This is a genomic window from Streptomyces uncialis (genome assembly GCF_036250755.1).
In the GTDB taxonomy this organism is placed as follows: domain Bacteria; phylum Actinomycetota; class Actinomycetes; order Streptomycetales; family Streptomycetaceae; genus Streptomyces; species Streptomyces uncialis.
In genome coordinates this window covers 6,202,300-6,223,549 of the sequence record NZ_CP109583.1, presented here as the reverse complement: position 1 = coordinate 6,223,549, position 21,250 = coordinate 6,202,300, and the positions used below count along the sequence as shown (strand labels likewise).

Here is a 21,250-nt window from a genome sequence, read left to right as displayed (position 1 = left end):
GCTCCCCGTGGTGCGCGCCACGCCTCGAAAGGATCATCCGACCGTGCGGCCCTTCCTGTGGTTCCTGTTCGTGACCGCTCTCGCCCTCAACGCCGTGTCGAGCTTCGTCCTGTCGGAGGGGACGCATCTGGCCGTCAGTCTCCCCGCGGGCGCGGTCGCCGTCGGCAGCGCGATCGCGATCTACCGGACGCGCAGAGCGGAGTCCTGAGCCGGTGAGGCGGTCAGGGGCGGGCGCGTCCGTCGGCTCCCACCGACCCACCCCTCTTGCGACCTGGCGCCGTGACGGGTGACCGGCGGGAGCCGGAGGTGCCCTACGAGACGATGTCCTTGCGGGTGAAGCCACGGAAGGCCAGGGCGAACAAGATGATCGCGTAGGTGAGCGAGACGGCCGCGCCCTGGATCATGCCGCTCCACTCCAGCCGGGGCTGTACGGCGTCCGCCCAGGCGAACTGCCAGTGGGCGGGCAGGTAGTTCCGCCAGTCGCCGAGTGCGGTGACCGCGTCGAGGACGTTCCCGACGATCGTCAGCCCGACCGCGCCGCCGACCGCGCCGAGCGGGGCGTCGGTGCGGGTGGACAGCCAGAACGCGAGGCCCGCCGTGACGAGTTGCGAGATGAAGATGTACGCGATGACGATCACGAGCCGCTGTGCGGCCGTCGCCGCGTCGAGCGTGCCGCCGGTGGGGATGGCGAGCGGGCCCCAGCCGTACAGCACCGATCCCACAGCGAGCCCGACGAGAGGCAGCAGCACCATCGCCGCGAGACTCATACCGAGGGCGACGACGAGCTTCGACCACAGCAGCCGGGCCCGGGGCACGGGCGCGGCCAAGAGGTAGCGCAGCGACGACCAGCTCGCCTCGGAGGCGACGGTGTCCCCGCAGAACAACGCGACGGGGACCACCAGCAGGAACCCGGCCGACACGAACAGACAGGTGGCGGCGAAGTTCGCCCCCGAGGCGGTGGCGGTGTCCATGAGCGAGATCCGCTCACCCGGGCCACCGCGCTCGTCGGGGCTGCCCCCGATGGCGAACGCGACGGCGAGGACGAACGGCAGCAGTCCGAGGATGGCGCCCATCACGAGCGTCCGCCGCCGCCCCAGCTGGCGCACCAACTCCACCCTGATGGGCAGGGTGCCCCGGGCCCGGTAGCCCGGCGCGCTCTGCACGGCCACCGCGCCGTCACGGAGCGGGTGCCCTTCGCCGTCCGGGGGTCCTTCGCCGTCCGGGGGTCCTTCGCCGTCCGGGGGTCCTTCGCCGTCCGGGCGGACGCCCACAGGTCCGGTGGTGGTCACTGGGGTCCTCCGATCAGGGTCAGGAACGCGTCCTCCAGCGTGCGGTGGGGGCCCATCGACTCGACGGGCACCTCCAGCCGTACGAGCTCCACCAGGAGCTCTCGGGACGCCTCGGGGCCCGCCTCGGCGAGACGGACGAGCAGTCCGCCTTCCGAGCGGACCGCCGACGCCACTCCCGGCAGTACGGCGATCTTCTCGACCAGCGGGTCGGACACCTCGCCCGCGAGTCCCACGTGCAGCGCGTCCCCGGAGCCCACGATCTGCGCGACGGGTCCGGCCTGGACGAGCCGTCCGCGGTCCATGACCACGAGATGGGTGCAGGACTGCTCGACCTCGGACAGCAGATGGCTGGAGACGATCACGGTCCGTCCGTCGCGCGCGTAGCGGATCATGACCTCGCGCATCTCGCGGATCTGCGGCGGGTCGAGGCCGTTGGTGGGTTCGTCGAGGATGAGCAGGTCGGGCAGCCCGAGCATGGCCTGAGCGAGCGCGAGACGCTGCCGCATGCCCTGGGAGTACGTGCGCACCGCGCGCTGAAGGGCCTCGCCGAGCCCGGCGATCTCCAGGGCCTCCGCCATCCGGGCGTCCTCGGTGGGGCGTCCGGTGGCCCGCCAGTACAGGTCCAGGTTCTCGCGGCCGGTCAGGTGCGGGAGGAATCCGGCGCCCTCCACGAACGCGCCGACCCGGGACAGCACCGGGGCGCCAGGACGGATCGCGTGGCCGAACACCCGGATCTCGCCCTGGTCGGGCCGGATCAGACCCATCAGCATCCGCAGGGTGGTGGTCTTGCCCGCGCCGTTGGGTCCGAGCAGTCCGAGCACCTGGCCCCGCTCGACCCGGAACGACAGCTCCCGTACCGCGTAGCGGTCGGCGGACTTGGCGTACCGCTTGCTGAGGTCCGTGATCTGGAGGGGGACGTCCGCGAGCGCCGGGTCGGGCGCGGGCGCGGCCGTCCGGCGGCGGGCGGTGAGCAGCAGGGCCGCGCCGATGACCACGGCGGCCAGGGGCAGCGCCCACACCCAGGCGGGCAGCGGCGCGGCCGCGGTGGTCACCCCGGGCGCGGTGGGCACCGACAGCTCGCCCTGGACGGACACGGTGTACCGGGCGGGGGCGAGCGGCGAGGCGTAGCCGAGGTCGGTGGAGGACACGGCGAGCCGCAGCTTGTGGCCGCGCTCCACCTCATGATCGATGGCGGGCAGCGTCAGTGTGACGTCCTTGCCGTCCTTCGCGTCGGCCACGCGCACGGGGGCGACGAGCTGGGCCGGCAGCACCTGCCGTTCGCCGTCCGGCGCCACGTCGTACAGCTTGGCGAAGAGCACGGCGTCGTCACTGGTGGACGTGACCCGGACGCGGACACTGGGGGTGCCGGTGATGCGCCGGTCCTCGGTCAGCGGCGCGGAGTCGAAACGGGCGTACTGGCCGGGGAAGTCCAGGGAGAGGCCGACGCCGAGCGCGGAGAGCTGGGACAGCCCGCCGCCGCCCCCGCCCGCGCCGCCGAACCCGGGCAGCCCGGAGACGGCGGGCGGACTGGCGCCCGCCGGGTTGTCGAACGTCTGCTCACGTCCCGTCAACGCGATGTCGCGCGGGTCGCCGCGCAGCCCCGGGTAGGAGTCGCCGCTCGCGCCGCGCAGCAGGGCCGCGCCGTTGGTGGAGTCGACCCCGCCGGTGCGCGTGACCCGGAACGCGGGGCCGGTGCCCACGCTGTCGTCGCCCTTGAGGTGCCGGTCGAACCAGGCGCCGATCCGGTCGTGCGTACGGTCGCGCTCCATGTCGCCGCCGTCATGACCGCCGGAGATCCAGTCCATGTCCACGGGTGCGCCGTTCGCGCGGATCGCGCGGGCCATCGCGTCGGCCTGGTCCAGCGGGAACAGGGAGTCCGACTGCCCCTGGACGACAAGGGTGGGGACCTTGATCCGGTCACCGACGGCGACCGGGGAACGGGCCTCCAGCAGCGCGCGGGCCCGGTCGTCGGGCACCCCGCTCTCGGCCACCCGCTCGTACATCCGGCACAGTTCGGCGGTGAAGCGGTCGCAGCCGCCGCCGCTGTTGATGAACAGTCCGGCCCAGGTCTTCTTGAAGACGCCGCCGGGGAACAGGGCGTCGGCGAGGTTCCAGTACGTGATCTGCGGGGCGAGTGCGTCGACCCGGCCGTCGTGTCCGGCGGCGAGGAGCGAGACCGCGCCGCCGTAGGAGGCGCCCGTCATGCCCACGCGCGGGTCGCCCGCCTTGTCGAGTTCGACCTCGGGGCGGTCGGCCAGCCAGTCGATCAGACGGGAGACGTCCGCGACCTCGGTCCGCGGGTCGTTGAGGCCGATCCGGCCGCCGGAGTCACCGAAGCCGCGGGCGGACCAGGTGAGCACGGCGTAGCCCTCGCGGGCCAGGTCCTCGGCCTGCTCCCTGACGTCGTCCTTGCTGCCGCCGAAGCCGTGGCCGAGGAGGACCGCGGGGCGTTTGCCGGCGCCGGGGGTGGTGAAGTACGAGGTGTCGATCCGGGTGCCGCCCGAGTCCAGTGCGCGGTCCGCTCTGCGGACGGACGGGGCGTCGTCGGACGCGGCGGCCGTCCAGGTACCGGCCCCGGCGAGCAGGGCGACACCGGCCACGGCGGCCAGCAGGCGCCTTGGCCGGCGGGGCCTTGGTGGGGTGGGCAGTCGCAGATCCATGCGACAACCGTAAGCGGAGGGGGTGGCCGGTCACCTTGTGGGTGCCCAGGAGTGCTTGCGGGGGGGGGTGCCCCCGCGCCCCCTGGATGCTGCCTGCTGCTGTTGTCCCTCGGGTGCGGGGCGGTTCTCGTTCTGCGCGGTTCCTCGCGCCCCTGGATGCTGCCCCTGTTCGTTGTCCGTCGAGTGCGGGGCTGTTCTCGTCTTTTGCGCAGTTCCCCGCGCCCCTTTGGGGCGCGTCCGGCTTGTTCTTCGGGTCGGTGCCGGTCGGGATTCTCCGTCCTCGATCCGACACGCTCGGTACGGACGTCCAGTGGCCGTACTGGTGGCGTCGGAGTCTGCGGGCAGAGATTCCCGCCCACCCCCTCCCGCAGCCGGGCGGGTGCGCGGGGAGGATGGTTCCGCAGACGACGGACAACATGATGGGGCGCCCCCAAAGGGGCGCGGGGAACTGCGCACCCCCGGACGACCCGCACAGGAACAAGTACGTCCAGGTGTGGAACCCAAGGGGCGCGGGGAACTGCGCGAGCGGCCAAGGGCTATCCGCAGCCGAACGGGAACCGCAAGGGGCGCGACCTGAGGGGCGCGGGGAACTGCGCACCCACGGACGACCCGTACAGGGACAAGTGGGCCCGGCACGGGGAACCCTGGAGCGGGTCCACGTCCGACCCGAGGTGGACGTGACCGCGGGACTCCCCGTGACGGGGACTAGTGGTTGCGGGGGAAGCCGAGGTCGACCCCGGTGGGGGCCTCGGAGGGGTCGGGCCAGCGGGTCGTGACGACCTTCCCGCGTGTGTAGAAGTGCGTTCCGTCGTTGCCGTAGATGTGGTGGTCCCCGAAGAGGGAGTCCTTCCAGCCACCGAAGGAGTGGTACCCCACCGGCACGGGGATCGGCACGTTCACGCCGACCATGCCCGCCTCGACCTCCAGCTGGAAGCGCCGCGCGGCACCCCCGTCGCGCGTGAAGACCGCGGTCCCGTTCCCGAACGGCGACGCGTTGATCAGCGCGATGCCCTCGTCGTAGGAGTCGACGCGCAGCACGCACAGCACGGGGCCGAAGATCTCGTCCCGGTAGGCGTCGGACGTGGTCGGGACGTGGTCGAGCAGCGAGAGCCCGATCCAGTGGCCGTCCTCGTGGCCCTCGACGGTGTACCCGGTGCCGTCGAGGACGACCTGGGAGCCCTGGGCCGCCGCACCGGTGACGTAGGAGGCGACCTTGTCGCGGTGGGCGGCGGTGATCAGCGGCCCCATCTCGGACGCGGGGTCGTTGCCGGGGCCGATCTTGATCTTCTCGGCGCGCTCCTTGATGCGGGCGACGAGTTCGTCACCGACGGCGCCGACGGCGACCACCGCGGAGATGGCCATGCAGCGCTCCCCGGCGGAGCCGTACGCGGCGGAGACGGCGGCGTCGGCCGCCGCGTCGAGGTCGGCGTCCGGGAGGACCAGCATGTGGTTCTTGGCGCCGCCGAGCGCCTGTACGCGCTTGCCGTGGGCGGACGCGGTGGTGTGGATGTACCGGGCGATCGGGGTGGAGCCGACGAACGACACGGCGGCCACGTCCGGGTGGGTGAGGAGCCGGTCGACGGCGACCTTGTCCCCGTGCACGACGTTGAAGACCCCGTCCGGCAGGCCCGCCTCGGCGAGCAGCTCGGCGAGCTTCATCGCGGCGGAGGGGTCCTTCTCGGAGGGCTTGAGGACGAAGGTGTTGCCGCACGCGATGGCGAGCGGGAACATCCACATCGGGACCATCGCCGGGAAGTTGAACGGCGTGATGCCGGCGACGACCCCGAGCGGCTGGCGGATCGAGGCGACGTCGACACGGCTCGCGACCTCCGTCGACAGTTCGCCCTTGAGCTGTACGGCGATCCCGCACGCGAGGTCGACGACCTCCAGACCGCGCGCGACCTCCCCGAGCGCGTCCGAGTGGACCTTGCCGTGCTCGGCGGTGATCAGTTCGGCGATGGCGTCCCGGTTGGCGTCGAGGAGCGCGCGGAACGCGAACAGCACCGAGGTGCGCTTGGCCAGCGACGAGGTGCCCCAGGTGGCGAACGCCTCGCGCGCGGCGGCGACCGCCGCGTCCACCTCGTCGGCGTCCGCGAACGCGACCCGGGTGGTGACCTGGCCGGTCGCCGGGTCGGTGACCGGGCCGTAGGTACCCGAGGCGCCCTCGACGGTCGTCCCGCCGATCCAGTGGTGGACGGTCTTCGTCATGACAAGTTCCCTACTCTCGAAGCGGGCGTCGGGGGGCGCCGTATCCCTCGGGGCGCGCGGGACGGGCGCGCCGTTCACAGGGAGCGGCGGCGGGCCGTCACCTGCCGGTCGTACTCCTCGCGGGCCTCGACGGCGGCCGCGCGGGTCGCCGTTTCGGCCACGGGCACATCCCACCACGCCTGTGCCGGGGGCGCGCCCGACACTGTGTCTGGCGTTTCGGTCTCCGTGTAGACACATGTGGGTACGTCCGAGGCGCGGGCGACGGCGAGTGCTTCACGCAGGTCACCGACCGTCCGCGCGCGCAGGACGCGCATACCGAGGCTGGCGGCGTTCGCGGCGAGGTCGACGGGCAGCGGGGCGCCGGTGAAGGTGCCGTCGTCGGCGCGGTGGCGGTAGGCCGTACCGAAGCGTTCCGCGCCGACCGACGCGGACAGTCCGCCGATGGACGCGTAGCCGTGGTTCTGGAGGATCACCACCTTGATCGGTACGCCTTCCTGGACGGCGGTGACGATCTCGGTGGGCATCATCAGATAGGTGCCGTCGCCGACCAGCGCCCAGACGGGCCGGCCGGGTGCGGCGAGCCGTACCCCGATGGCGGCGGGGATCTCGTAGCCCATGCAGGAGTAGCCGTACTCCAGGTGGTACTGGTCACGGGACCGGGCGCGCCAGAGCTTGTGCAGGTCGCCGGGGAGGGAGCCGGCCGCGTTGACGACGATGTCGTCGGCGGTGACCAGGGCGTCGAGGGCGCCGAGCACCTGGGTCTGGGTGGGGCGGGCGGTGGGGTCGGGCGCGGCGTAGGCGGTGTCGACGCGGGTCTCCCAGTGGGCCTTCGCCCGGGTGTACTCGGCGCGGTACGCGGGGTCGGGCGGGTACGGGTCCGCTCCGGTGAGCGCGCGGGTGAGCGCGTCGAGGCCCGCGCGGGCGTCGGCGATCAGCGGCAGGCCCGCCATCTTGTGGCCGTCGTAGGGGGTGATGTTCAGATTGAGGAAGCGGGTGCCGGGGGCGAAGAGGGTGCCGGACGCGGTGGTGAAGTCGGTCCAGCGGGTGCCGACGCCGAGGACGAGGTCGGCGGTCCGGGCGAGCGCGTCGGCGGTGGCCGTACCGGTGTGGCCGATTCCGCCGACATCGGCCGGGTCGTCCCAGGGGAGGGCCCCCTTGCCGGCCTGGGTGGACGCGACGGGGGCGCCGGTCGCCGCCGTGAAGGCCCGTAGCGCGTCCTCGGCGGCGCTGTGGCGGACTCCGCCGCCCGCGACGACCAGTGGGCGCCGGGCGGCCCGTACGGCCGCGACGGCGGCCGTCAGCTCGTCCGGGTCGGGCGGTGGCCGGCGGACCGTCCAGATCCGTTCCGCGAAGAACTCCGTTGGCCAGTCGTACGCTTCGGCCTGCACGTCCTGCGGCAGCGCGAGGGTGACGGCCCCGGTGGCGGCCGGGTCGGTGAGCGTGCGCATCGCCTGGAGGGCCGCCGGGATCAGCGCCTCGGGGCGGGTGATCCGGTCGAAGTAGCGGGACACGGGCCGCAGGCAGTCGTTGACGGACACATCGCCCGCGTACGGCACTTCGAGCTGCTGGAGGACGGGGTCGGCGGGCCGGGTGGCGAAGGTGTCGCCGGGCAGCAGCAGGACGGGCAGATGGTTGACGGTCGCGAGCGCGGCGCCGGTGACGAGGTTGGTCGCGCCGGGGCCGATGGACGTGGTGACGGCGTGGGTGGACAGCCGTCCGCTCTGGCGGGCGTAGCCCACGGCCGCGTGGACCATCGCCTGTTCGTTGCGGCCCTGGTGGAACGGCATGTCGGCGGCGCTCTCCAGGAGCGCCTGCCCGATACCGGCGACGTTGCCGTGGCCGAAGATGCCCCAGGTGGCGCCGATGAGCCGATGGCGTTCCCCGTCGCGTTCGGTGAACTGGACGGTGAGGAAGCGGACGAGCGCCTGGGCGACGGTGAGCCTGATCGGCGCGGTCATCGGTGCCTCCTGGTCTGCGGTGCCCCCGTCGCCCTGTCCGCCGGGCGGCTGTCCCCCGGGCGGCTGCCGTGCGTGCGGCTGTCGTCGGCGGATCTGGTGGCCCTGGTGCCTCGGTGGTCGTCGTTCATCGGTAGCCCTCGCCGTGGTCGGGGTGGAAGCTGATCCGCCACTCCCGTCCGGGACCCGGTCCCGCCATCACGTTGAGGTAGTACATACGGTGGCCGGGCGCGGCGATCGACGGACCGTGCCAGCCGTCGGGCACCAGGACGGCGTCCCCCGAGCGCACCTCCGCGAGCACGTCGGCGCCGCCCGCGCGCGAGGGGGACACCCGCTGGTAGCCGAAGCCCGGGCGGCCGCCCTCGGCGGGCTCGCACTCGAAGTAGTAGATCTCCTCCAGCACGGACTCCTGCCCCGGGCGGTGCTCGTCGTGCTTGTGCGGCGGGTAGGAGGACCAGTTGCCGCCAGGGGTGACCACTTCGACGGCGATGAGCCGGTCGCACTCGAAGGCGTCCGCGGACGCGAAGTTGCGCACCTGCCGGGCGCTGACCCCGCTGCCGCGGGCCTCGACGGGAACCTCCGGCGCGGGGCCGTAGCGGGCGGGGAGTCGGCGCTCGCACTTCGCTCCTGCCAGGGCGAAGCGGCCTCCCGCACCGGAGGCGATCTGGGCGTGGGTGTCGCGCGGGAGGTAGGCGAAGTCGCTGACTTGCCCGAACACGTCCTCCCTGCCCACCAGTTCGATGATGCCGCCCTCCACCCCGATCGTGCAGCCACCTGAGAGAGGCAGCACGATCCACTCACTCTCCCCGGTGTCCAGGGTGTGCGACGCACCGGGGTCCAGCGTGAGGACCCGCAGGCTGGTGAAGGACCAGCCGGGCCGTCCCGGCGACCCGGGACCGACGCCGATGTCGTAGGGGCCGTCCACGGCCGAGCCCCGGGGCAGGTACAGGTTGTCGTCGCTCACGGTGTTCCCCTACCCGTCGCACGGGCATGTGGTGCCTCGCGGTGGCCCGGACGGGTGCCGGTGGCAGGACGCACCGCGCGCGTGGAGCGCGTTCGCGGTGCGCCGGGCAGGGGCCCGCCCCCGGCGTTCACAGCAGTGCCACGGCCGTGTCGACCGCCGCCGTGACATCACCGTCGGACGGGTACAGCAGCGAACGGCCCACCACCAGGCCCCGTACGGTCGGCAGCCGCAGGGCGTCGCGCCACCTCCCGTAGGCGGCGTCCTGGTCGTCGCCCACATCGCCGCCGAGCAGCACGGCGGGAAGCGTGGAGGTCTCCATGACCCGGGCCATGTCGTCGGGGTCGTCGGTGACGGGCACCTTGAGCCAGGTGTACGCGGAACTGCCGCCGAGTCCGGAGGCGATGGCGATCGACCGGGTGACCGCGTCGGCGCCGAGGTCCGTCCGGAGCGTCCCGTCCGCGCGGCGGCACAGGAACGGTTCGACGAACACCGGCAGCCGCAGGCCCGCCATCTCGTCCACGGCGCGCGCGGCGGTGTGCAGGGTGGTGAGCGAGCCGGGGTCGTCGTAGTCGATCCGCAGCAGCAGCTTGCCCGCGTCGAAGCCGAGGCGGGCCAGGTCGGACGGCCGGTGCCCGGTGAAGCGGTCGTCCAGCTCGAAGGCGGAACCGGCGAGTCCGCCCCGGTTCATGGAGCCCATGACGACCTTGCCGTCGAGGGCGCCGAGCAGCAGCAGATCGTCCAGGACGTCGGCGGTCGCCAGCACTCCGTCGACCCCGGGGCGGGACAGCGCCTCGCAGAGCCGTTCGAGCAGATCGGCCCGGTTGGCCATGGCGAAGGGCCGGTCACCGACGGCGAGGGACCCGCGCGCGGGGTGGTCGGCGGCGACGATCATCAGCCGTCCGGAGTCACCCAGCAGGGGCCTTCGCACCCGGCGCGCGGCGGCCTCCGCGACGGCTTCGGGGTGGCGCGCGCGGGTGCGCGCCAGCGCGCCCGGGTCGACATGGGGGCGGGCGGTGGCACCGGTGCGCCCGGACAGCGGTGTGCGGGGGCTCACCGGACCTCCCCCGCGGCGAGGGCGGCCTCGATCTCGGCGGGTACGGGCATCGCGGACGAGCACTCCAGTCGGGACGCGACGATCGCGCCCGCCGCGTTCGCGTACCGCATGGTGTGTTCCAGGTCCCAGCCGGCCAGCAGACCGTGGCACAGCGAACCGCCGAACGCGTCGCCCGCGCCGAGGCCGTTGAGGACGGTCACCGGCAGCGGCGGCACCTCGGCGCTCTCCCCGTCGGCGGAGAGCGCGAGGACGCCCTTGGGGCCCTGCTTGACCACGGCGAGCCGTACACCCGCGGCGAGGAGCGCGCGGGCCGCCGCGTGCGGCTCGCGTTCCCCGGTGGCGATCTCCACCTCGTCGAGGTTGCCGACGGCCACGGTGGCGTGGCGCAGGGCACGCGCGTAGTGGGGGCGGGCGCTCTCGGGGTCCTGCCAGAACATGGGCCGCCAGTCCAGGTCGAACACGGTGGCTCCCGGCCCGGCGGCCCCGGCGCGGTGCGCGAGGGCGGCGAGGGTCGCCGTACGGCTCGGTTCCTCGCTGAGGCCGGTGCCGGTCATCCAGAACACCCGGGCGGCGGCGATGGCGGGCAGGTCCAGTTCCGCGGGGTGGATGACCAGGTCGGGCGCTTTGGGGCGGCGGTAGAAGTACAGCGGGAAGTCGTCCGGCGGGAACACCTCGCAGAACGTGACGGGGGTCTGGGTGCCCTCGACCGGGGTGACCCAGCGGTCGTCCACACCGAAGTCCCGCAGCGCCTGGTGCAGATAGTCGCCGAACCGGTCGGGCCCGGTGCGGGTGATGACCGCCGTACGCCGGCCGAGCCGGGCCGCCGCGACCGCGACATTGGTCGCGGATCCGCCGAGGAACTTCCCGAACGTGGTGACGTCGGCGAGGGGTACCCCGGTCTGGAGCGGGTACAGGTCGACACCGATCCGGCCCATCACGATGACGTCGTACGGGGTACCGGGACCGTCGTCCTCGCGGTTCTCGTCCTGCGGGCCGGTCACCTGCACGTCCCTTCCTCGGCCTGCGCGCCGGTGTCCTGTATCGGCGCCGCGCCCGGCCGCCTTCGCGACGGCGGTCAGCGGCCACCGTCGGACATCCGGCGGACCGGGACACACACCGGTGCCCCGCTCCGGTCCGGCCGTCCCGCCCGGGGCCGTTCCGGTCCTGCTGTCGTGTCAGGTCTAATGCCGGTCACCGAGCCCTGTCAACATTTTGTCCGGACATTCGGACCAGTCCTTGACACCCTTCTCGGACGGCCGGAAGTCTGAGCCGTATGACCACTCCGGCCGGGAACCCGTCCTCCCCGCTCTCCCGAATCCGTATCGGCTCGGCGCCCGATTCCTGGGGTGTGTGGTTCCCCGACGATCCGCGGCAGGTGCCGTGGCGGCGCTTCCTGGACGAGGTCTCCGCCTCGGGGTACGAGTGGATCGAGCTCGGCCCCTACGGCTATCTGCCCACCGATCCCGCCGTCCTGGCCGAGGAGACCGCCCGCCGGGGCCTGCGGGTGTCCGCCGGAACCGTCTTCACCGGACTGCACCGGGGCTCCGCCGTATGGGACAGCACATGGGCCCATGTGGCCGAGGTAGCCGCCCTCACCCAGGCGATGGGCGCCGGACATCTGGTCGTCATCCCTTCGTTCTGGCGGGACGACAGGACCGGCGAGGTGCTGGAGGACCGCACCCTCACCGCCGCCCAGTGGCGGGCACTGACCTCGCAGACGGAACGGCTGGGACGCGAGGTGAGGGAACGATTCGGCCTGCGGATCGTCGTCCATCCGCACGCCGACACCCATGTCGACACCGAGGAGAACGTCACCCGCTTCCTCGACGGCACCGACCCGGACCTGGTGTCGCTGTGCCTCGACACCGGGCACTACGCCTACTGCGGCGGTGACAGCGTCAAACTCGTCGAGACCTACGGGGAGCGCGTCGGATACCTCCACCTCAAGCAGGTCGACCCGGCGGTGCTCGCCGAAGTGCGCGCCCAGGAAACGCCCTTCGGCCCGGCCGTGGCCCGGGGCGTCATGTGCGAACCGCCGACCGGGGTGCCCGCGCTCGAACCCGTCCTCGCCGCGGCCCAGCGGCTCGGGGTGGAGCTGTTCGCCATCGTGGAGCAGGACATGTACCCCTGCGAGCCGGACAAGCCGCTCCCCATCGCCCGCCGCACCCGCGCCTATCTCCGCTCCTGCGGGGCCTGACGGTGCCTCGGCGCACCCTGCCAGACGGACCGGCGGGCTTCCAGCCCAGGAGGCTCAAGAAGGGCCCTGTGCGACCGTCTGGCACCCGCAGGGGCCCGGGCGGCAGGGAAACCGGGGCGGACGAGCGGTGAGCCCTCCATGGCGACCCGTGCGCCCGTCCGCGAGGTCGCGCCCGCGCGGACGCGGCGAGGGCCCTGACACATGATTTCGCAGAAACGTTCAGGCTGAACGTTCCCGCGCTGTGCGCGGATTGCCGAGCGCACCGCCAGCGGAACCGCCCGACCGCTTGCATCACTCACGTCACAAAGATTCGCTTTCTGTCACACATGTCCCGAGTACGCGGGACTTGCGTCACGCGTCCCCGACAGTCCCTCTTGTCCCCTCTCCCCGGATCGGCCCCTGGGCACAGGCTGAGTGATCACCAACGCGGTGCCCAGCTCACCGGCGGCCCCCCTGCCGCCCCTGTGGCACTCGTGGGGAGGTACCGCTGTGACCGACAAGAGGCTCTGGTCGTACAAGGACATCGCCGCTCACATCCGCGTACAGCCGGACACCGTCCGCTCGTACCGCAAGCACGGCCTGATGCCCCCGCCGGACGTGGTCGAGAGCGGCAAGTCCTATTGGTACGCGGACACCATCCGGACCTGGGTGGCCTCAAGGCCGGGATACCGCTACCGCAGGAGCGGCCGCCAGGAGCAGGGCTGACCCGCCACGCGGGCGGGACGGGCCTGGGGCACCCGAGGCCGCGGGACGCTCCGGGCGCGTTGGGCGCGTTGGGCGCGACGGACCCGGGGCACCCGGAGCCGCAAGCCGCCTGCCGCCTACCACCTGCCGCCTGCCGCCCGCCTCCGGACAGCGGACATCCGCATCCGGCACCGCCGCACCCTCCGCAACGGCCCCACCAGGAGTAGCCTCACGCACCGATGGGCCACCCCGGACGCGCACGGCCCCCGCGGCACCGCCGCGCCCGACCGGCCGTCGCGTGCGGACCGGCCGCAGGGTCGCCCCGCACTCGCTCCACACCTTCTGGCTTTATACCCCCTAGGGGTATAGTCTGATGAGTGTCGGGAGGAACCCGCGACACAGGAACCCCCGGCACGCCGTGCGGCGCGGGCACCATCCGCACCGCCACCCGACCCGACCGACCCATCCGAGGAGCAACGACATGAGCGCCCAGACCCAGGACTCCGTGACCACGGTCTACCAGGTGACCGGGATGACCTGCGGCCACTGCGAAGGCGCCGTCACCACCGAGGTCTCCGCGCTGCCCGGAGTGAGCTCGGTGAAGGCGGTCGCCGCCACCGGCCAGGTCACCGTGATCTCCGCCGCCCCGCTCGACGAGGAGGCCGTACGGGCCGCCGTCGACGAGGCCGGCTACGAGCTGACCGGCCGCGCCTGATCCACCCCGCCGGCGTCCCCGCCCCGCGCACCCCGCCCGATGAACCGGGTCGGTGCGCGGGGCCGACGCCGTCACCCCGCGCGCCCCGGCCGCACCGCCCCACCTTGAGCAGCGCCTTCAGCAGCACGCCTTCCGCAACACCCCTTCACCATCAACCCTGAGCAGCGACCTCAGGGCCGCATCCGCCCGGCGCGCCACACGCCCGCGGCACGGTCCGTTTCCGGGAGTCGGACATGAGCAGCACCGCACCAGAGGCACCCTCCGGGACGCCCGGCACCTCCGGGGCGCCCCCGGCGTCCGCGACCGCCGCGACCAGTTCCCCGGACACCCCGCTGTCCCAGGTCGAGCTGGTCATCGGCGGCATGACGTGTTCCTCCTGCGCCGCACGCGTCGAGAAGAAGCTCAACCGTCTCGACGGAGTCACCGCCACCGTCAACTACGCCACCGAGAAGGCCAGGGTGACCTACCCGGCGGCCGTCGAGGTGGCCGACCTGATCGCCACGGTCGAGCGGACCGGGTACACCGCCGAGGTCCCCCCGCCGCCCACGCCCGAGCCCGGCACCGCCCCGGACGGCACCGGCGACGCGGACACCGGCGCGAGGGCGGGCGGCGACGAGCTCGCCGCCCTGCGCCAGCGTCTGATGGTGTCCACGGCTCTGTCGGTGCCCGTGGTCCTGATGGCGATGATCCCGGCGCTCCAGTTCGACAACTGGCAGTGGCTCTCGCTGACGCTCGCGGCCCCTGTCGTCGTCTGGGGCGGCCTGCCGTTCCACCGCGCGGCGTTCACCAACGCCCGGCACGGCGCGGCCACCATGGACACCCTGGTGTCGGTCGGCACCCTGGCCGCGTTCGGCTGGTCGCTGTGGGCGCTGTTCTTCGGGCACGCCGGGATGCCCGGTATGCGGCACGGCTTCGACCTCACCGTCTCGCGCACGGACGGCTCCTCCGCGATCTATCTGGAGGTCGCGGCGGGCGTCATCACGTTCATCCTGCTCGGCCGCTATCTGGAGGCCCGTTCCAAGCGCCGCGCGGGTGCCGCGCTGCGCGCCCTGATGGAGCTCGGCGCCAAGGACGTGGCCGTGCTGCGGGACGGCGCCGAGGTACGGCTCCCGGTGGGCGAACTCACCGTGGGCGACCGTTTCGTCGTCCGGCCCGGCGAGAAGATCGCCACCGACGGTGTCGTGGTGGAGGGCGTGTCCGCGGTGGACGCGTCGATGCTGACCGGGGAGTCCGTCCCGGTCGACGTGCGCGAGGGCGATCCCGTCACCGGCGCCACCGTGAACGCCGGGGGCCGGCTCGTGGTGGAGGCCACCCGGATCGGCGCCGACACCCAGCTGGCGCGGATGGCACGGCTGGTGGAGGACGCCCAGAACGGCAAGGCCGAGGTGCAGCGCCTCGCCGACCGGATCTCGGGGATCTTCGTCCCCGTCGTCATGGTCATCGCGCTCGGCACCCTGGGCGGCTGGCTCGCGGTCACGGGTGACACCGCCTCGGCGTTCACCGCGGCCGTCGCGGTCCTGATCATCGCGTGCCCCTGCGCGCTGGGGCTCGCGACGCCCACCGCGCTCATGGTCGGCACCGGGCGGGGCGCCCAGCTCGGCATCCTGATCAAGGGACCGGAGGTCCTGGAGTCGACACGGCGCGTGGACACGGTGGTCCTCGACAAGACCGGCACGGTCACCACGGGCCGGATGACACTGCGGGACGTCATCGTCGCGCCGCGACCGGAGGCCACCGGCACCCCCGAGGAGGCCGCTCAGCGGCTCCTGAGGCTCGCCGGAGCCCTGGAACACGCCTCGGAGCACCCCATCGCCCAGGCGATCGCCACAGGGGCCGCGGAGCGCGCCGGGGCGCTGCCCGTACCCACCGCCTTCGAGAACGTCGCCGGGCTGGGCGTCCGGGGCGAGGTCGAGGGCCACCAGGTGCTGGTGGGCCGGACCCGGCTGCTCACGGAAGCGGGCGTCGAACTGCCCGAGGCCCTGTCCCGGGACCTCGCCACCGCCCAGGCCGAGGGCCGTACGGCGGTCGCCGTCGCCTGGGACGGGACCGCGCGCGGGGTGCTCACCGTCGCCGACGCGGTCAAGGACACCAGCGAGCAGGCCGTACGCGAACTGCGCGCCCTCGGTCTGACGCCGGTCCTGCTGACGGGCGACAACCAGGCCGTGGCCGCGTCCGTCGCCCGCGCGGTCGGTATCGACGAGGTGATCGCGGAGGTCATGCCGGAGGACAAGGTCGAGGTCGTACGGCGACTTCAGGCCGAGGGCCGGACGGTGGCCATGGTCGGTGACGGGGTGAACGACGCCGCCGCCCTCGCCACCGCCGACCTCGGGCTCGCCATGGGCACCGGCACGGACGCGGCGATCGAGGCGAGCGATCTGACCCTGGTCCGGGGCGATCTGCGGGCCGCCGCCGACGCGATCCGGCTCTCCCGGAAGACGTTGTCCACCATCAAGGGGAACCTTTTCTGGGCCTTCGGCTATAACGTTGCTGCACTGCCTCTCGCGGCGGCGGGACTGCTCAATCCGATGATCGCGGGGGCGGCCATGGCTTTCTCATCGGTTTTCGTGGTCACGAACAGCCTGCGACTGAGGACATTCCGGTAACTATCCCCGGGGCCCTTCACAGACCCCACGCAACATCCTTACGCTTGAGCCCCGATCGCCATAACGGGGCTCTTGCGCAGGTAGATGGACATATGCAGGAGACATAGATCACAGCTCTCTCGACGTAACCATCGAGGATGCTGGTGAGTCTAAGAAGGCGATGCCAGAAACGTCTTGGGGGGCGTTTCTGACATCGGGGATGTCTTGGGGGACATCCCCGAAGTGCGTTGCCGGGGCACGTGCACCGGGGAGCTTTGAGCGGCCCTCCCGTGCGTACGGGTCCCGGCAGGCCGCAGTGGCACATACCCCAGCAGCAAGCGCTGCCCAAGAACGCCCGGCCGGATCCCGTGGGGGGAATCCGCACCGGGACAAAGGAAGGCGCCCCGACTGTCAGCCCGTGGGGGGACTGGCAGGGGGGCGCCTTCCGCCTGTTCGGGGTGGAGCGAGGACGCCCGGGCCGATACACGGCGCGGCATGGCCCCCTCGCGGATTCCCCGGCCCCTTCCGGCCCTTACCGGCTCCCGAGCCTTCCTCCCTGGCCTCGCGACGGCCACGAGGCCGCGTACGGGCCTCTGACGGGCTCGCGGGAGTGGCACGCGGGAGCGGGGGCGCCCTTGGACCCTGCGACGGTCCCACGACCGGGGTTCCGAAGTACCCGACTGCCCGACCGCACCGCACGCCTGACTGCCCGACGCCTGACGCGGCACCGGCACCGGCACCGAGCATCAGGGTCAGGCATCAGGGTCGGGCACAACGAAGATCGGGCACCGCGTAGGCGGTGCCCGATGAGTACGGTTCCCGGCGGGTCCGCCGGACGGAGGTGGCGGCCTTCGGGAACGACGGCGCGCGTGCGGCGCCGGAAGAGCCGGGCCCGACGTGTGCGCGTCGGGCTCACGGCTCCGGTACTGCCGGCGGGTGACCCGCCGGCGGAACGGCACCCGGGGTGGAGTGGGGGTTCACCGCCCCCGGACCGGGCGGTACCCCTTCCTCCACACCGCGTACCGGTGGTTCGGCACCGGCCCGCGGCTCAGCTGGGGCCGGTACCGGTCGCGCGGCCGTTTCTTCCCGCGTCGGCCGTGCGTTCCGGTACGAGCGGGTTCAGCGCTGCTCGACCGGCACGAAGTCGCGCTCGACGACACCCGTGTAGATCTGGCGCGGGCGACCGATACGGGAACCCGGCTCCTTGATCATCTCGTGCCACTGGGCGATCCAGCCGGGCAGCCGGCCGAGCGCGAAGAGCACGGTGAACATCTCGGTCGGGAAGCCCATGGCCCGGTAGATCAGGCCGGTGTAGAAGTCGACGTTCGGGTAGAGCTTGCGCTCGACGAAGTAATCGTCGGCCAGCGCGTGCTCCTCCAGCTTGAGCGCGATGTCGAGCAGCTCGTCGGACTTGCCGAGCGCCGACAGGACATCGTGCGCCGCCGCCTTGATGATCTTCGCCCGGGGGTCGAAGTTCTTGTAGACGCGGTGCCCGAAGCCCATGAGCTTCACGCCGTCTTCCTTGTTCTTCACCTTGCGGATGAAGGAGTCGACGTCGCCACCGCTCGCCTGGATGCCCTCCAGCATCTCCAGCACGCTCTGGTTGGCGCCGCCGTGCAGCGGGCCCCAGAGGGCGGAGATCCCGGCGGAGATCGACGCGAACATGTTCGCCTGCGACGAGCCGACCAGACGCACCGTGGACGTCGAACAGTTCTGCTCGTGGTCCGCGTGCAGGATGAGCAGCTTGTCCAGCGCGTTGACGACCACCGGGTCGAGGTCGTACTCCTGCGCGGGGACCGAGAAGGTCATACGCAGGAAGTTCTCGACGTACCCGAGGTCGTTGCGCGGATAGACGAACGGGTGACCGATCGACTTCTTGTACGCGTACGCCGCGATCGTGGGCAGCTTGGCGAGCAGCCGGATCGTGGAGAGGTGACGCTGCTTCTCGTCGAACGGGTTGTGGCTGTCCTGGTAGAACGTGGACAGCGCGCTGACGACCGACGACAGCATCGCCATCGGGTGGGCGTCGCGCGGGAAGCCGTCGAAGAACCGCTTGACGTCCTCGTGCAGCAGGGTGTGCTGGGTGATCTCGTTGCGGAAGACCGAGAGCTCGTCGACCGTGGGGAGTTCACCGTTGATCAGCAGATAGGCCACCTCCGGGAAGGAGGAGCTCTCCGCAAGCTGTTCGATGGGGTATCCCCGGTACCGGAGGATGCCCTCCTCACCGTCGAGATAGGTGATGGCCGACTTGTAGGCGGCTGTGTTCCCGTAGCCGCTGTCCAGTGTGACCAGACCCGTCTGGGAGCGCAGCTTCCCGATGTCGAAGCCCGTATCGCCGACGGTGCTGTCGATCACCGGATAGGTGTACTCGCCGTCGCCGTACCGCAGTACTACAGCGTTGTCGCGTTTCTCGCTCACGTCTTCCCTCACCGACGTAGTGCCTCATCTTCGAGGTGCCCTGACTGTCTCTACCATCCCCCATTTGGCGCAGGAGAGTGCACTCGGGGTCGACCATTGGGCCAGTTGGCGGCACTCAGTGCCGCCAGCCTGCCCATCCTGCCCCCTTCGCCCTGGTTCCGGAAGCCTCGTGTGACCTTTCCGACTCGTTTGATCGATCAAACCGCCCGATGGGTGTCGGAACGGTCGGATCACTCCTACGGGCCGGACCGGACGGACAGCCGGAAGTCCAGCGCGGTGCATCGGCGCCCCGCCGACACCGTGCGCACCGCTTGGCCCAGAGCCTTGCGGGAACCCACGAGGACGACAATCTTCTTGGCGCGCGTCACAGCCGTGTAGAGCAAATTCCGTTGCAGCATCATCCAGGCACCCGTGGTGACCGGGATCACTACGGCCGGATATTCGCTCCCCTGCGAACGGTGAATGGTGACGGCGTAGGCATGGGCCAGTTCGTCCAGTTCGTCGAAGTCGTACGGCACCTCCTCGTCCTCGTCGGTGAGCACCGTCAGCCGCTGTTCGTCCAGGTCCATCGAGGTGACGACACCGACGGTGCCGTTGAAGACACCCGCGACGCCCTTCTCGTAGTTGTTGCGGATCTGCGTGACCTTGTCGCCGACGCGGAAGACCCGGCCGCCGAACCGCTTTTCCGGCAGGTCGGGGCGGCCCGGGGTGATCGACTGCTGGAGCAGGCCGTTGAGGTTTCCCGCTCCGGCGGGCCCCCGGTGCATGGGCGCGAGCACCTGCACATCGCGCCGGGGATCGAGCCCGAATTTGGCCGGAATCCGCCGCGCGGCGACATCGACAGTGAGCTTCCCGGCCTCCTCGGTGTCCTCCTCGACGAAGAGGAAGAAGTCCTTCATGCCCTCGGTGACGGGCGGCAGACCGGAGTTGACGCGGTGCGCGTTGATCACCACACCCGACTCCTGGGCCTGCCGGAAGATCCGGGTCAGCCGCACCGCGGGCACGGGGCCGCCCTCCGCGAGGAGGTCTCTGAGCACCTCGCCCGCGCCGACGCTGGGCAGCTGGTCCACATCACCGACGAACAGCAGATGCGCTCCCGGCGGCACCGCCTTGACCAGCTTGTTCGCCAGCAGCAGATCCAGCATCGACGCCTCGTCCACGACCACCAGATCGGCGTCCAGCGGACGCTCCCGGTCGTACGAGGCGTCGCCGCCGGGCCTGAGTTCGAGCAGCCGGTGCACGGTCGATGCCTCGGTGCCGGTCAGTTCGGCGAGGCGCTTCGCGGCGCGCCCGGTGGGGGCCGCGAGCAGGACCTTCGCGCGCTTGGCGCGGGCCAGCTCCACGATGGACCGGACCGTGAACGACTTGCCGCACCCCGGGCCGCCCGTCAGTACGGCCACCTTGCGGGTCAGCGCCAGCCTGACGGCCTCCCGCTGCTCCGGCGCGAGCTCGGTCCCCGTACGGTCCGCCAGCCAGGCCAGGGCCTTGTCCCACGCGACGTCCTGGAACGCCGGCATCCGGTCCTCGCCGGTGCCGAGCAGCCGCAGCAGCTGTGCCGACAGGGAGAGTTCCGCCCGGTGGAACGGCACCAGGTACACCGCCGTCACCGGATCGCCCTCCGGGCCGGGCACCCGCTCGCGGACGACGCCCTCGTCCTGCGCGGCGAGCTGGTCCAGACACTCGATGACGAGCCCGGTGTCGACCTGGAGGAGCTTCACCGCGTCGGCGATCAGCCGTTCCTCGGGGAGGAAGCAGTGCCCCTGGTCGGTGGACTGGGACAGCGCGTACTGGAGGCCCGCCTTCACCCGCTCCGGGCTGTCGTGCGGGATGCCCACGGACTGTGCGATGCGGTCGGCGGTGAGGAACCCGATGCCCCACACATCGGCGGCCAGCCGGTAGGGCTCGTCACGGACGACGGTGATCGACCCGTCGCCGTACTTCTTGTAGATGCGGACGGCGATGGACGTGGACACCTCGACGCTCTGGAGGAACAGCATCACCTCCTTGATCGCCTTCTGCTCCTCCCACGCGGCGGCGATCTTGCCGGTGCGCTTGGGTCCGAGGCCCGGGACCTCGATGAGGCGCTTCGGCTCCTCCTCGATGATCCGCAGGGTGTCGACCCCGAAGTGCTGGGTGATGCGGTCGGCGAAGACCGGGCCGATGCCCTTCACGAGGCCGGAGCCGAGGTAGCGGCGGATGCCCTGCACGGTGGCGGGCAGCACGGTCGAGTAGTCGTCCACATGGAACTGCTTGCCGTACTGCTGATGGGAGCCCCAGCGGCCGCGCATCCGCAGCGACTCCCCCACCTGGGCACCGAGCAACGCCCCCACCACGGTGAGCAGATCGCCGCCGCGGCCGGTGTCCACCCGCGCGACGGTGTAGCCGGTCTCCTCGTTGGCATACGTGATCCGTTCGAGGACCCCTTCCAACTCCGCCGGATTCGCCATGCCAAGACGCTACCTCCCGCCGCTGACACCCCCGGCCGCGCCGCATGTCCACGCACGCCACGACACGCGCCCCGGCC

14 protein-coding genes are annotated in these 21,250 nt (G+C 72.0%); 5 read left to right on the top strand and 9 right to left on the bottom strand.

Annotated elements, in window-relative coordinates:
- Positions 1-43: 43 nt before the first annotated feature.
- On the top strand, positions 44-208 hold the full coding sequence (locus OG711_RS25990; RefSeq protein WP_266515677.1) for a hypothetical protein: 165 nt from the start codon (positions 44-46) through the stop codon (positions 206-208).
- 103 nt (positions 209-311) lie between these two features.
- Here OG711_RS25990 and OG711_RS25985 read toward each other — a convergent pair whose 3' ends face one another.
- The 7 genes from OG711_RS25985 to iolC all read right to left on the bottom strand — a co-directional run bounded on the left by OG711_RS25985 (position 312) and on the right by iolC (position 11,065).
- Positions 312-1,169, bottom strand: coding sequence for an ABC transporter permease (locus OG711_RS25985; RefSeq protein WP_073794361.1), 858 nt, complete (start codon positions 1,167-1,169; stop codon positions 312-314).
- Between the two features lie 116 nt (positions 1,170-1,285).
- Entirely contained in the window at positions 1,286-3,949 is a 2,664-nt protein-coding gene (locus OG711_RS25980) for an alpha/beta fold hydrolase (RefSeq protein ID WP_329560743.1), read from the bottom strand.
- A gap of 705 nt (positions 3,950-4,654) precedes the next feature.
- Positions 4,655-6,157 (bottom strand): CoA-acylating methylmalonate-semialdehyde dehydrogenase, encoded by a 1,503-nt coding sequence (mmsA, locus tag OG711_RS25975; RefSeq protein WP_073793775.1) that lies wholly within the window; start codon positions 6,155-6,157, stop codon positions 4,655-4,657.
- 74 nt (positions 6,158-6,231) lie between these two features.
- Positions 6,232-8,115, bottom strand: a complete 1,884-nt coding sequence (gene iolD, locus OG711_RS25970) for a 3D-(3,5/4)-trihydroxycyclohexane-1,2-dione acylhydrolase (decyclizing) (RefSeq protein ID WP_329560741.1) — start codon at positions 8,113-8,115, stop codon at positions 6,232-6,234.
- Between the two features lie 124 nt (positions 8,116-8,239).
- Entirely contained in the window at positions 8,240-9,076 is an 837-nt protein-coding gene (gene iolB, locus OG711_RS25965; protein ID WP_073793777.1) for a 5-deoxy-glucuronate isomerase, read from the bottom strand.
- Positions 9,077-9,203: 127 nt separating this feature from the next.
- The gene (locus tag OG711_RS25960; protein WP_107499424.1) at positions 9,204-10,061 is read right to left on the bottom strand and encodes a Cgl0159 family (beta/alpha)8-fold protein; all 858 of its coding nucleotides are present in this window, start codon (positions 10,059-10,061) and stop codon (positions 9,204-9,206) included.
- Between the two features lie 65 nt (positions 10,062-10,126).
- A complete protein-coding gene (gene iolC / locus OG711_RS25955) occupies positions 10,127-11,065 on the bottom strand; it encodes a 5-dehydro-2-deoxygluconokinase (RefSeq protein ID WP_266518226.1) in 939 nt (312 codons plus the stop codon).
- A gap of 338 nt (positions 11,066-11,403) precedes the next feature.
- On the opposite strand from iolC, the gene OG711_RS25950 reads away from it, so the two are divergent.
- From OG711_RS25950 to OG711_RS25935, 4 genes are all read left to right on the top strand, one after another.
- On the top strand, positions 11,404-12,327 hold the full coding sequence (locus OG711_RS25950; protein ID WP_329560739.1) for a sugar phosphate isomerase/epimerase family protein: 924 nt from the start codon (positions 11,404-11,406) through the stop codon (positions 12,325-12,327).
- A gap of 489 nt (positions 12,328-12,816) precedes the next feature.
- Positions 12,817-13,032, top strand: a complete 216-nt coding sequence (locus OG711_RS25945) for a helix-turn-helix transcriptional regulator (RefSeq protein ID WP_073793780.1) — start codon at positions 12,817-12,819, stop codon at positions 13,030-13,032.
- A gap of 460 nt (positions 13,033-13,492) precedes the next feature.
- The gene (locus OG711_RS25940; RefSeq protein WP_073793781.1) at positions 13,493-13,726 is read left to right on the top strand and encodes a heavy-metal-associated domain-containing protein; all 234 of its coding nucleotides are present in this window, start codon (positions 13,493-13,495) and stop codon (positions 13,724-13,726) included.
- A 233-nt stretch (positions 13,727-13,959) separates the two neighbouring features.
- Positions 13,960-16,329: a heavy metal translocating P-type ATPase gene (locus tag OG711_RS25935; protein ID WP_329560736.1), complete on the top strand. Its 2,370-nt coding sequence runs from the start codon at positions 13,960-13,962 to the stop codon at positions 16,327-16,329.
- Positions 16,330-17,427: 1,098 nt separating this feature from the next.
- On the opposite strand, the gene OG711_RS25930 is transcribed toward OG711_RS25935, so the two are convergent.
- Positions 17,428-18,738, bottom strand: a complete 1,311-nt coding sequence (locus OG711_RS25930) for a citrate synthase (protein WP_187337635.1) — start codon at positions 18,736-18,738, stop codon at positions 17,428-17,430.
- 224 nt (positions 18,739-18,962) lie between these two features.
- Positions 18,963-21,173 carry an SF1B family DNA helicase RecD2 gene (gene recD2, locus OG711_RS25925; protein ID WP_073793783.1) on the bottom strand — a complete coding sequence of 737 codons (2,211 nt, stop codon included), beginning with the start codon at positions 21,171-21,173 and terminating at the stop codon, positions 18,963-18,965.
- Positions 21,174-21,250: the final 77 nt, after the last annotated feature.